Here is a 12914-nt window from a genome sequence, read left to right on the forward strand (position 1 = left end):
CTTGGCGTTAGGACATGAGTGTCCGGTACACGCCGATCGTCTTGTCCACACAGTGAGCCCAGGTCAAGGAGGCGGCGCGTTCGACTGCTTGATGAGCCAGTTCGGTACGCCACTCGTCATCTTCGGCCATCCGCACCATGGCATTGGCAAGCGCTAGATCGTTATGAGCGTCAATTAACACACCAGTATTTCCTACGACTTCGGGCAGCGAAGAAGAATTTGCGCAAATCACAGGTGTGGCGCAGGCCATGGCTTCGAGTGGTGGTAAACCAAACCCCTCATAGATTGAGGGATACACCAATGTCAGCGCACCCGCCATCAAAACCGCCAAGTCAGCGCGTTCTAAGTAACCCAGTTGGCGCACTAGCCCTTTGCGAATCAATGGTGCGATTTGTTGTTCTAGTGCGCTAGTGTGCCAACCTTTCATGCCAATTAGAACTAGTGGATTTCGTTGTTGAATGGCAGTTGGTAACTGCAGGTATGCCTTGAGCGCTAGCGCAAGATTTTTGCGCGGCTCGAGCGTGCCTACGGCTAAAAAATAGTGCCCATGCTCCAGATGGTGACGGCTCAAGACAGCAAGTGTCTGATGTGGCGTCAAGGGTTTAAAAAGTGTATCCACCCCTAGTGCGATTGGTGTAATGAGTTCTGGCGCAACTCCGAATACATCGATGATTTCCTGCTTCACAAAGGTCGAATCTGTAATGAGGGCATGCGCTTGGCGAAGACCGGTTTCAAAATAGCGATTCATCGCCCTGACGCGCTCTACTGGATGGGCCTCTGGGTGCCGAATCCAGGATAAATCATGTACCGTAATGACGGTGGGGCCATCAAACCTAAGTGCCAATATATTTGGCTCGTGGTACAGATCAAATTGCTTACGTTGAGTTCCCTGGCGAAACTGCGAGTTCTGCAGCCAGCGTCGCAATTCATAGGAGTAGGGTATATGGCGTCGTAACCACGGTAGCGAGGCTGCTAAGGTGCCGTTCGGCGAACTCCGTAGCTGCTTACTCCAGAAGGCGCCGTAAAAAAAATCAAGTTTTAGATTTTGTTGTGCCATCAGACCCATAGCTAGGTGATAGCTGTACTGACCGATGCCAGTCAGCGGGCTCAGCAGCGCCGTTGCGTTAAATGCTATTTGCATGCTGCAATACCTCAATTACCCGTTTTGTACTTTGTGCCCAGGTGAGCCATGGTATCGACTGCGATTGGGGCTGCTGATGGTCTGCCTTTTGTACTAACCAAGCTTGAATTGCCTGGGCGAGATCTGGTGGATCTAAACCCTCGAAATAGAAGGCATGTTCGCCGGCTACTTCCCGGAATACCGGAAGATCCCGAGCGATGATGGGTAGTCCCTGTTGTGCTGCTTCGATCAAGGGGAGGCCAAACCCTTCGCCTTCCGAGGCAGCAATGAGGCAGACACTGTGGCTGTAGAGCTTTGCTAAGTACTCATCACTGACATCTTTTAGCCACAGTAGTCGCTTGCCTAGTTCGGGATGTGTTTGGATCTGGCGCATGATCTGCGGAATAGTCTGGCGCTGGTCATTGGGTAGTCCAGTCCAGCCCTCATGTCCCACAATCACTAGATTGATATTTACTCCAGACTGCCATAGTTGGGTGAAGGCTTGAATAGTCTGCAAATACCCTTTGCGGGGTTCTATGGTGCCTACCATCAGAAAACTAGGAGTGGCCTGAAGGGCATGCAAAATTTCGGGTGCATTCTGCGCCAGACCACTGGTCGGAATTGAGTTCACGAGATCGGCACCTAGATGAAACCAATTAATACCCAAGGGTCGATCTCGCTGTGGGCCTGCTGTGGTTATCCAATTTTGTAAGTCCAAGGCGACCGATTGGGAAATACAAATCGCGCTATCTGCGGTGGCCGTCAAGGTGTTTAGCCATTCAGAAAACCCAAATTCACCGGGTGGAAAACAATGTGGCATTTGAATCGGTAGCAGATCGTAGACAAAAAAGTGGACTCCCACGCCAGCTTCCTGCATGCTAGAAAAAACGCCTGCTTGATTAGCTGCAACGGCCAGCCCCGAGGTGAAGTCAGCAATCAACAGGACATCACCATCGATAGGGTCTACTGGATCATCGGGTAGCCAGCCGCTACTAATTCCCAGTGCTTGAGAGGTCCATTCACGGGCGTAACAGTAGTGCCAGATACCGGTGTCGCAGTTCAGGTAGACTGGTTCGACGCGGAATCCTTCTGGTGGCGTCTGGATCAACGACCAAACTAGCGCACGCACGACACGTTGAATACCTGTTTTAAGGTCATTCTTACAGGTGGCCGATACATCCACTAGCAGTTGGCGACTGGTGCGGATCGGTTGCAGCTGACGGGCTAGTGTTTGGGCGATTTGAATCAATTGCGCATCTGCGGGTGGAGTCCCTGTGACTGACGTTAGTGTTTGGGTCGCCTGAGCGATAGCCTGCGCTGATAGACTGGCTGTTGCGTGATGGCGTTCAATCGCAAGTCTGTATTGGTCTGCACAAGTGTTTGGTGCATGTATGGTTTGGATGCTTTCCCGCCCTAGTTGCCCCATCGCCTGCCGGCGGTTGGCGTCTCGCCACAGTGTATCAATGGCTTGGGTCAGTGCTGTATCCTCGAAATCATCGGCTAGCAAGCAGACTGTGTCGGGCGACAATTCGGCCAAGGACCCGTGGGCATTGACGATGGTGGGTAGTCCATAGTTCAGACAGTCCAGCACGGCTGCCGAAGTTTCGCCCCTTGAGTTGGCCCGAAGTTGTACGGCAAGATCAGCTGCCATGAGGTATTGGCGATAGCGGGTAGGGTCCGTCCAGCCAGAAATATGAATGCGGTGCTGCAAGCCACTTGCCTGCACTGCCAGTTTCATTTGTGCCCCATACTCCGTGGTCGGTACCTCACCGACAAAGACTAATTTACAGGTTTCGTCATCTGCCATGGATGAATCAAGCCATGCTTTTAGCAGACGATGGTTTAATTTGGTCGGTCCCATAAGGCCAAAGCTGCAGACGATAAAATCACTTGGCTGCAGCCCCAGTGCCTGTCGGGCCGCGTTGCGGTCCATCTTGCTGTTAGGCAGGCGCAGGAGCGGAATAACGGACCAATGTTCTGCCAACTGCGGTCCATACCAAGTTTTGGCAAGTTGTTTTGAGTACTGGGAGTGAACAATCACTCCTTGTGCGAGTTGCAACACTTCGAGATTAGCTGGGTATTGCTCAGCAATCTTAGCGAACTGGCCAGGTAGTGATCGGGCCGCCAAAGCGCCATAACCATGCGACTTGTACAGAGCACGCTGACAGGCGAAGGCGTCCACTGCATAAGCTTCCAAGTAATTAAGGACATCGCCTAGGTAAAAATCGTGTAACACTACGATACCGGGTACTTTGGTCAATAGGTGAAACATATGTTGATGGTTACTAGAGTTACCCAAGTGATACAGAACTCGGTCGTAAAGCTTCGGGTTGTCTAGCAGCCACTTTGCATCTCGAACCCTACAGTGGGTATTGATCCAAGCGTCCGATAAACTAGGCTGCTCAATCACGATGTCAATGTCGTAGTACTGCGCTAGAGCTGGTAATAATTCGGCGCTGTAGTCGGCAATGCCACTGCGTGCAGGAGGCAATGGGGATACATAGGCGAGCCGAAGTCTGCGGCTGGCACTTGTTGCGGTTACATGGTTGGAGCTACTTTTAAGACCTTGCCACTCATCTTGCAAAGCCGCGTACAAGGCTCGAACTCGGGGCGCTAGATGCGCTAGATGCAAAGGAATTACACCCTGCCTAGAGTGAGTTGTGGGAGCGCTGCGCACGAGGTTTTTGAGGCGGGACCTTGTTGCTGGAAACCGGGTCAGTAACTGCGCGCCGGTTTTTCTGAGCAGTGGCCGCGAGACGATGTAGCGCGCCGCGCTAGCAGACCAGCCTTTTAGAGTGCCCTTGAGTCGGCTTGCTTTTAATTGCTGTAGTATGTTGGAAATTCGGCGTATGGTACGAGTGAGTCGCCCAAAGGGGTTGTTTAAAAACTTCTCAAGCTTGGCTTCAAGGTCGCTCGCATGAGCTTGTAACACTTTCAGCTCTTCTGTTAACTGGTTGGCCCGTAAATTTGTGGTTGCGGCCAATGCTAGCGCCTGAGCAGCACACTGTTCGGCCATCTCCAGGTCTTGCAGAGCTTGCTCGGCACGGGTTGCAATGGTTTGTGCCCAAAGGTTGCCTTCCAAGTGCGGTGCTGTTACAAAGTGGTCGAAGAAGTTAGGCGGATAGCTAAATGCGGCCTTCAGTTCTTGATGCTCTCCTGCTATATAAAAACGGTTTAGACCGTCTGCATACACAAACTGATAATTCGCATTTAGTAGTAAATGTTCCCACTGTGCATGCACCTCAATCATGGTGTTCGGGCGTGTCGCTTCGACGACCACAATCCAAGGGCGAAAGCGTTGGAGATCCAGCCCTTCGAGGACCGAGCGTTCAGATCCTTCAACGTCGATCTTCAAAAAATGCACTTCTAAAGGCACATGCTCTAACCACAACTGATTCAAAGTGGTCTGACGCACCTTGGTGTAACGCCCCAAATGGCCATTGGTCTCATGGTGGGCAATCACCTCCTCGTCAGTGGTTGCCCAGCCGCGCACGTCGCATTCCCAAAGTTTAATCTCTCCTTCGAAACTGCCAACTACGCATTGCAGATTGATATCCCGCAACCTGGCCTCTTGTAAGGCCTGCCAATGGCTAGTCAGTGGTTCAATATTGATACCGCACCAACCCTGTTCGTAAAAAAATTGTGTGACGGAATCGACAGTGGGGTCATTGGCACCGACATCCAGATAGAAACCGTGTTCGATGTGTTTGAGTGCCCGCCAAAGCATGACATCCTCAAAATTCTGGGCGTAGGAAATCATCATTTGACGTCTTCAGTCCCTGGCCTCTGGCGTAAATGATCTACCACATCGGGCATCCCCAAAGTGTCAAATAGCGCAATATCTAAAGCTGACTCTTGTGGAGATCTTGGAGTAGTACTCAAAACGTGTTGTTTGACATAGTGCGCGTTGGCCCAATAAATTTGCCCACCGTACACGGTGTGTTTGACTGCCTGTTTGTCGTCATAAAAAATATGGTCTTCACCCAAAGGTTTATCTGGTGAGCCCTGCCGAGAGTAATGCACGTGATTACTGAGTTTCCACAGCACAAAACCTTGGCTTCTGAGAAAAATATCTACCTCTGAAAAAATCGGTTGACCCAGATAAATCGGGTTGAATTCAACCTCTACTTCTAGGCAGCGTACCTTTTGCAGCATATCTTCAGCGCCTTTTAGAATTTCCAACTCAGAGCCCTGGGTGTCGATCTTGATGTAATCAACGATTGCCACTTTGTTTTTTGCCGCCCAAAGATCTAGGGTCGTAGTCTCAATTTCGGTGGTCGACACTTGGCGCGCACAGGCTAAGGCTGGGTAGTGTTCTGTGAGGTCTGGGTTGGGTTCCAACAAAGAACTGCAAGCCGGTTCCTGTGTGATGAATAGCGTACGTGAACCTACAGTTTGTGCCAATGCCAACGGGATCAATGTGATGGCAGGATCTGCATAATATTTAGCCAGACGTTCGCATTCTTTTGGGTCCGGATCAAACCCAAAGATTTGGAACAGATCGTTTGCTGCCATAAACTTCTGCGCAAACCCCCATCGACAACCGACATCGAGCACCACCAGTTTACGGCCTAGGGTAGCGTCCTGTTTGGCGATGGCCACGGTGCTACCTAGCGCTTGGATTGCTAGTTTGGGAGCTGATTTTTTGATGTTGAATGTCAGTTCGTTCCAATTACAACCGACAAATTCATACTTATCTTTGTTAACTACTTCGAACACCAGCGCACCATCTACCCATTGATAATTGGTTTCAATATGGGAAAAATTGCGAACCAATGAGGTGTGAATCGAATAGCTGCCAACCCCAAGGTTCGCGGCAAACTCGACTTCATAGGTATAGTGCGTCCCTAATTCAGGGTGCTGCAGGACTTGACTGGTGTAGTAGGTGTTCGTTCCAAACATCATTTGTCCCAGACGATCCTTGATGCCAAATCCCAGCACCAGACTGTCGATAGTTGCGTTCACCTTGACGAGAATCCGAGCACGAACTGGTTGTCCGACAAATACGATGTCGAGGGGCTGACCTGTTAAATCGCAGAGTTCGATCTCTTCAATACTTGCTTCACCAGTGCCTGAGACGGTTTTGACTTGGCCGGCATTGTCTGTGCTTTGGCGCAGCGACTGCTCTTGGTGCTCCGAGAGTAGACCATTGTAATAATCCATCACCGCTTCGGGCGCTCCTTCCATGACCACACGACCAGCTTTTAATAGCAAGGCCCGATCACAGATAGATTGGATGGCCTGCTTATCGTGACTGACCATTAGCAGGGTGGTACCTTGCTTCTGAAATGCACGAATACGCTCAAAGCTTTTGTGTTGAAAGTAAGCATCGCCTACCGACAGGGCCTCGTCCACAATCAGTACATCAGGGCGTCGCACCGTCGCTACGCTAAACGCTAGACGCATTTGCATACCACTACTATAAGTACGAACCGGTTGATCTAGGTAGTCGCCAATCTCTGCAAACGCCTCAATGTCTGGCATTAGTTCGGTGAGATCTTGCAGGCTGTAGCCGAGTAATTGGCCAGCCATCACAACATTTTGGCGACCGGTAAAGTCAGGGTGAAAACCCAGTCCTAATTCCAGTAAAGCGGCCACGCGCCCAGTAATATGAACCTGCCCAGCAGTCGGCAATGTCGTACCGGTGATGATTTTTAGAAGTGTGCTTTTACCCGCGCCATTCAGACCAACAATCCCCAATGCTTCACCCGGCATCACCGTAAAAGTTACGTCTTGCAACACCCACTTCAATTGATGTCTCGGGCTACGCGTCGGCATTAGCCATTCGGCAAGACGGGCCAATCGACTCGGATATTGTTTGTAAGCCTTGGCGACCTGAGTAACTGAAATCGTGCCCATTACAGTTCATCCACCATGTCGGATGCATGTCGGCGAAACAAATGCATCGCCTGTAAACATACCAGTAATGCCAGAATAGCTGGATAAATTAATGTCATCCACTCAGGCCACTGCCCATGGACTAAGATGGTTTGAAAGCCTGCCATGAGGGGTGCCATCGGGTTCAATGTCATGTAGTTCGAAACGAGTGGTGGCAAGACCTGTGGTGGATAAACAATGGGCGTGAGCCAAAACCAAAATTGTAAAAAGATCCCAAAAAACTGACCTACGTCGCGAAAAAATACATTCAGTACGCCCAAAGTCATACCCAGGCCAATGGCGAGGAAGACTAAGATGCTAAGCAAAGGTAGTAGGGCTAAAAATGGCCAACCAGGAAAGTGGCCACTTAGCAGTAAAAAAGCAGTGAATAGACCAAAAATGATGGAAAAATTTACGACGGCATTGAGCACTACGATCGTCGGTAGGCACAATCTAGGAAAGTTGATTTTTTTGAGGACATTGGCATTCTCTAGGAAAGTGTTCTGTGCTCTGATTAAAATTTCACTGAACAGACCCCAGGTCAAAACTCCTGCGCAAAGGTAGATGCTGTATGCATAAGTCGTTTCAACACCGGGAAGCTTAGCTTGCATGACTTGGGCGAAGATGATGGTGTAGACCAAAATCATGGCCAGTGGATTGATCACAGTCCAAGCAGGGCCGAGCAGGGAGCGCTGGTATTTGTGTTGAAATTCGCGCTTGACGCTGCCTAGGATAAATCCTCGGTAGGACCATAGTGATGTCAGGATTGTCATGGCGTGATGAGCTTCGGAATTGAACAGGTATCGATACCACGACTAGAAAACCAGTAGCACGACTCGGCGACAAGGTCTAATTCCCAGTGCTCAAATGATGAGGTCGTTGCAGGTAATGTGTACTCCAATTTTAGGACTAGCTCGTCACCAGGAATTAGTGACGAGGGTAATACATGACGCTCGCGGCACTCTATAAATAGCGGCGTGTCAGGCTTACCTTGCCGCAGTGCTATGGTAATGTGTCCGATTTGTTGGGTGCGATGATTGAACAACGTTTCACCGCTATTTTTTAGGCGAATTTGAACAATTGCTCGCTTCTGTTCAGCGTCAATGCCTCCTGAAAGCAACTTCAAGTGCACATCGGTTTTAAAATTTGTTACGGTGCAGGGGGGGTATCTTACTTCCCCTTGATTCGGCTTACGCGCGGTCACATTATTGGAGCCGACGAAGGGTTGTACAGTAAACATATTGAGGGGTTGGGTAAGCTGACTTTCAGAGAAAAAGCCATTGACTGCGGCATACCTTTGCACCTCGATGAATCCGGTTCTAGTTAGAAGTAGATCGAGGTATTCGGTAGAAAAGGGATTTTCCAAAGTGCCAAACCGAGCCATTTCATCGATACACGCCTGCTCCAAAGCTTTGAAACTAGGATGCCATGCGCCTTCCACAATACCTACGCAACCATCTGGCTTCAAGAAACGAAAGCACTTCTCGAGAGCAAGATTTTCATCCACGACATGGTGAAGCACATCAAAAAACAAGATGGCATCGAAACTTTCTTGGTCGAACTCAATATCTTCAATGGTGGCTTGATGGAATCTCACGCTTGAATGGTCGGTGTGTCGATAGTGGGTGGTTAGTGCTCCACAGCGCTCTTTGGCGATGTCAATCAAATCGGTCGATGGCTCTAAAGCCTCGACCGAGAAGCCCAACATTAGAAGAATTTCAGTAACCCAACCTGGACCACTACCCACCTCAAGAATTCGACCTCGAGGTGTGATTTGCATGACCTGTAACATATTTAGTAAATCAAACATCAGTCGAAAGTACTGCGGGTTGCCAGGAGTCGGGTCAAAGGGTTTGTAATGGAGCCAGCTAACGGCACCAGGTTCTAATTGGGAAACATAGGCTTCTGCTGCTGCGATCGCTTGCTGATAAGCAACAGGCTTATCCGATAGAAAGCGTCGATGGGGTGGCTCGGTCAAGGTGGAGACTTGGCAGCGTACTGCACGCAATCGTGACTTCGCTAATTTAAACAGTCTTTTGAGTTGATTCATTGCCATCGATAATCTCCGCATAGAGGATTTATCGCCTTATGGTCGACCCAGCAACAATCGCCCCCAATTTTATAAAGGGAGTGTGTCAGATCTTGTTCAATGAATGGCTCAAACTGAAGAGGCATTGGACTCAGCTTTCAATTGTGCACGGACCATTTCTTGCACCACTTCATCGACTTCTAGGGTATGGTGCCAGCCAAGTACCCGGCGAGCGCGTTCTGGATTGCCGTGACTTTGGCGAATGTCTGAGGGGAGATAGAGTTGCGGATCGCTATTCACATGCATTCGCCAGTCTAGATTCAATTCAGCAAATACTTGTTCAATAAAGTAGCTGAGTGATACAGTCCGACCTGTAGCCACTACGTAGTCCCCGCCCTGATCTTGCTGGGTCATGGCCCACATTGCTTCCACATAATTAGGCGCCCAGCCCCAATCACGACAAATGTTGGTGTCGCCTAGGGTTAATATCTCTTCAGAGCCACGAGCGATTCGACAAGCGGTCGCCACAATTTTGCGGGTGACAAACCGCTCGGGTCGCATCGGTGACTCATGATTAAACAGGATTCCGTTGCTGGCATGTAGTTTGTAGGCTTCTCGGTAATTGGCTACCTGCCAAAAGGCCGTCGCTTTGGCAACCGCATACGGGCTACGTGGCTTAAACGCGGTAGTTTCGTCGGCAACTTCATGCCCGGTGTCACCAAAGCATTCGCTCGAACCTGCGCTGTAAAAGCGGATCGATGGCTTTAAAAAACGAATGGCTTCTAGTAGATTGAGCGTGCCAATCGCAATGCTTTCCATGGTTTCCACGGGTTGCTCAAAGGACAAACCAACTGAGCTTTGACCGGCAAGATTATAGACCTCGTCTGGGTTTACTTCGGCCAACACCGTGAGAACACTGCGAAAATCGTTGATTGCCATCGAGCGTAATACTACTTGGTCGGCAATGTTTAGTACATGCAGGCCGCGGTTTGACATCAGATGGATGTCGCGAGAGGTACCATATACCTCATACCCCTTACCAAGCAGAAACTTAGCGAGGTAACCGCCATCCTGACCACCTATGCCACAAATCAACGCTCGCATTAAAGCACTCCCTGAACCATGCCGTTATTTACCCAAGCGCTTCCTATGCGTAATCGGAAGGTGTGGGTGAAATTCCTAATAGCAGTATTGAATCTATATTTGTTGCCTAGAGAAGTGGCTTTTAGATGAAATTGCCTCAAGTCGTCAGCGACTTCTCTGATGGTGCGAATTCCGCCTTCGCCAGCATAAGGAGGCATGAGTTGTGTCAAGATGGAGAGTCGCAAGTGAGAGAAAGAGGGTTCATTTTATTGAGAAATTTTCTGACGTTGTAAAGCTATTGACTGATTTTTTCATTATAGAATGGTACAGTGAATATTTATTACAACGACGCATCTATTCAATAAAATGTTTCGAAAGTTCCTTGTACCTCGCAAAGCCTAATTTTGTGATTTCTAGATATTTAGCGCGATTTTCAGTAGTTGTTCGATAGGTGAGGATTTGTTGAGCGACGAGTTTTTTGAGGGCTGCATGTAAAGTGGCTTGCGAGGCAATTTCTTGATGTGTCAAAATATCACCGACACGGATGTTTTTACCTGCAGTATGGCTAAACAATATCTCATTTAGAACCCGAATCTGAATGGGATCTAAACCGTATTGGTCATTGACAGCTATTTCTGACCTTAAGTAGCGTATATAAGCAATTAGCTTTTTATCAAAATTAATTTGAAACTCCTAGAAACATCTTCAAGCTACTTCCTACTATACTAGGCTTTATTTTATATTTTTTATAAAATGTCAAAAGCTGATCACTAAACAAAATAACAAACATGAACGAAGACTATGAAGTGAAAGCCACTCGGCTGTTAGACATTATTGACACGATTGTCTGGGATGATGCGTTTTTGCTAGAACCCCAGTTACCATTTCAGGTAGATGAGGATGGAAAAGTAATTTTTTTTGAAAAACTGGCGGTTGAACTAGCAAAACCTGAAAACAATGATTTGCTTGATTGGGCCCATGAACATATCGTTAGCTTGTTCGAATAGAACTCAAATCAGCGTTAAAGAGAGTTTACTTTATACTACTTTTATTATTTTGCATTGAACATTGAATTTCTAGTTCTTTAGGTCAGTCGCCTGATTGTTTTCCTAAGGCAATTATCGCAATGTCGCTAACTAGTAGAAATTGCTTCTCCAGATCACGGCTTCATAGAAAACTCTCGGCAAACTGTCGAAACAGGTCTTGTTGCCAGCAAAACAGTTTGACTCGCGCAAGCGCTTTCATTTTCCTCACAAATTGATCAAAATCAATATATTATTAATAAGAACAGTTATAAATTAAACATCGTCTTTATATCTAAATGATTTGCTAATTGTTGGATGATGATGAAAGGTGAGTGAGTCGATGGATCAAAGGATGGCGCTACAACCTCCTCCAAAAAAACATCAAAATATTAATAAAAGATGAGTGAAAAGACTCAGGATTAAAAAATATTAAAAATAATCAATATTTATGATTTTCTGAAATTTAAATAATAGGTTGCAATTTGTTTCTTAATATACGCCAGCTTGAAAAAAAACTCTGCAATCCCTTTTTAATTGTCGTATTTTTCTTGGTAGTAAGTGTTAACTTTAATTCTGTTCAGTCCACTGAGTTAACCCCAGATGTTTTAATTGAAGAGTTTCAGAGGTATGTTCCTGTATTAGCCGCTATTTCAACCGAACATAGTTTTTAAGTAAAAGACTAGGCGTAAGCCTAGTCATAAGACTATGTTTAAGGAAAAATATGGAAACCATTCAAGTTGTAACTGAAGCCCAAAGAAGAAGACGTCTTTCAGTAAAACAAAAGATGCGTTGTGTGCAAGAAACCAAATAACCTGGCATGACGGTCTCGCATATTGCACGAAAGTATGGTGTTTCTCCTAGGCTGTTATTTCTTTGGAAAAATCATAAGTCTGAAGGTTGAAAAAAACGATTTAAGTAGATGATGATTTTGTGGCAGCTTTGGAAGTCAAGGAACTGAAATGTCGTATCTGCGAATAAAAAGGTGTATTAGGTAAAAAACCTTAGAGAATGGGATCTTGAAGGATGCTGTAGACTTGGCTAGCCAAGAAAACTGATCTTGCAGTTGCGCTCGTTGCTCTAGGACGACATTCTATGAAAATGATTGCAGACACGCTCGGCATCCCGAGATCTCATTTAAGCCAAGGGATGAAAGGAACTCATAAAGCACACAGTAACTATCAAGAGACGAGCGATACCGAGGTATTGCGTCAATCTGCACTCTAGTCGATCAAAGGCCGACGTATGGTTATCGTCGGATTGGAACATTACTCAATCGTCTCCGTAAATGTTCAGAGCAGCCCGCTTTGAATCATAAACAAGTTGATCGACTCATGAAGCAAAACAACTTGTGCTTAACCAGGCACACCGGTAAACCGAAGTCTGAGAAAGTCCACAAAGGGAAAGTAGTTACTTTACACTCCAACTCTCGTTGGTGCTCTGATGGCTTTGAGATCTTTTGTTTTAAAACATTTAGAAGCCTTCAATCAATTGGTATCGCAGAAGCATTTGTTAACACGTTTAAACGGGATTTTGCCGACATCAACGATCGTCAGCATGCAAAAACAATGATGGGATGTCTCAATGATTGGTTTAATAGTGGCAACTCCATGGTGAGATTATTTATTGTTTTTGAACTATGTCTTAATGCAATAAAGATTAAGAATAACAAGTATAAAAATTGGTTATAAAAATAATAATTATCTAATGAAGTTGATTAATTTTCTTGCACTTATTATCAAGGTTAATATTTAAATTATTTGAATTAAATAGTGAGTTCGAC

Annotated in this window: 11 protein-coding genes and 1 pseudogene; 5 read left to right on the top strand and 7 right to left on the bottom strand. The window is 47.0% G+C overall.

Annotated features, from left to right (window positions below; translation table 11 throughout):
* Positions 1–7 precede the first annotated feature (7 nt).
* From B8983_RS08935 to B8983_RS08970, 7 genes are all read right to left on the bottom strand, one after another.
* Positions 8–1141, bottom strand: coding sequence for a glycosyltransferase family 4 protein (locus B8983_RS08935; protein WP_084283810.1), 1134 nt, complete (start codon positions 1139–1141; stop codon positions 8–10).
* Positions 1125–4883: an FkbM family methyltransferase gene (locus B8983_RS08940; RefSeq protein WP_084283811.1), complete on the bottom strand. Its 3759-nt coding sequence runs from the start codon at positions 4881–4883 to the stop codon at positions 1125–1127. Before B8983_RS08940 ends, B8983_RS08935 begins: the two co-directional genes overlap by 17 nt.
* Positions 4880–6979: an FkbM family methyltransferase gene (locus B8983_RS14355; protein ID WP_084283812.1), complete on the bottom strand. Its 2100-nt coding sequence runs from the start codon at positions 6977–6979 to the stop codon at positions 4880–4882. The genes B8983_RS08940 and B8983_RS14355 overlap by 4 nt, the downstream gene beginning before the upstream one ends.
* Complete coding sequence (locus tag B8983_RS08950) at positions 6979–7770, bottom strand: ABC transporter permease (RefSeq protein ID WP_084283813.1); 792 nt, start codon at positions 7768–7770, stop codon at positions 6979–6981. Before B8983_RS08950 ends, B8983_RS14355 begins: the two co-directional genes overlap by 1 nt.
* Positions 7767–9053, bottom strand: coding sequence for a class I SAM-dependent methyltransferase (locus B8983_RS08955; RefSeq protein ID WP_159460871.1), 1287 nt, complete (start codon positions 9051–9053; stop codon positions 7767–7769). The genes B8983_RS08950 and B8983_RS08955 overlap by 4 nt, the downstream gene beginning before the upstream one ends.
* A 102-nt stretch (positions 9054–9155) precedes the next feature.
* Positions 9156–10130 carry a GDP-mannose 4,6-dehydratase gene (locus B8983_RS08960; RefSeq protein ID WP_084283815.1) on the bottom strand — a complete coding sequence of 325 codons (975 nt, stop codon included), beginning with the start codon at positions 10128–10130 and terminating at the stop codon, positions 9156–9158.
* A gap of 333 nt (positions 10131–10463) precedes the next feature.
* Positions 10464–10682, bottom strand: a complete 219-nt coding sequence (locus B8983_RS08970; protein WP_084283817.1) for a hypothetical protein — start codon at positions 10680–10682, stop codon at positions 10464–10466.
* Positions 10683–10897: 215 nt separating this feature from the next.
* On the opposite strand from B8983_RS08970, the gene B8983_RS08975 reads away from it, so the two are divergent.
* The 5 genes and pseudogenes from B8983_RS08975 to B8983_RS08980 all read left to right on the top strand — a co-directional run bounded on the left by B8983_RS08975 (position 10898) and on the right by B8983_RS08980 (position 12822).
* On the top strand, positions 10898–11116 hold the full coding sequence (locus B8983_RS08975) for a hypothetical protein (RefSeq protein ID WP_084283818.1): 219 nt from the start codon (positions 10898–10900) through the stop codon (positions 11114–11116).
* 835 nt (positions 11117–11951) lie between these two features.
* The gene (locus tag B8983_RS14360) at positions 11952–12035 is read left to right on the top strand and encodes a transposase (RefSeq protein WP_143736154.1); all 84 of its coding nucleotides are present in this window, start codon (positions 11952–11954) and stop codon (positions 12033–12035) included.
* A gap of 191 nt (positions 12036–12226) precedes the next feature.
* A complete protein-coding gene (locus B8983_RS14275) occupies positions 12227–12358 on the top strand; it encodes a hypothetical protein (RefSeq protein WP_255372804.1) in 132 nt (43 codons plus the stop codon).
* Between the two features lie 32 nt (positions 12359–12390).
* A pseudogene (locus B8983_RS14365) lies at positions 12391–12435 on the top strand (hypothetical protein); the annotation flags it as partial.
* 3 nt (positions 12436–12438) lie between these two features.
* The gene (locus B8983_RS08980) at positions 12439–12822 is read left to right on the top strand and encodes a hypothetical protein (protein ID WP_234986976.1); all 384 of its coding nucleotides are present in this window, start codon (positions 12439–12441) and stop codon (positions 12820–12822) included.
* The last annotated feature ends 92 nt before the right edge of the window (positions 12823–12914 follow it).

This window comes from Polynucleobacter kasalickyi (genome assembly GCF_900176405.1).
Lineage (GTDB): Bacteria > Pseudomonadota > Gammaproteobacteria > Burkholderiales > Burkholderiaceae > Polynucleobacter > Polynucleobacter kasalickyi.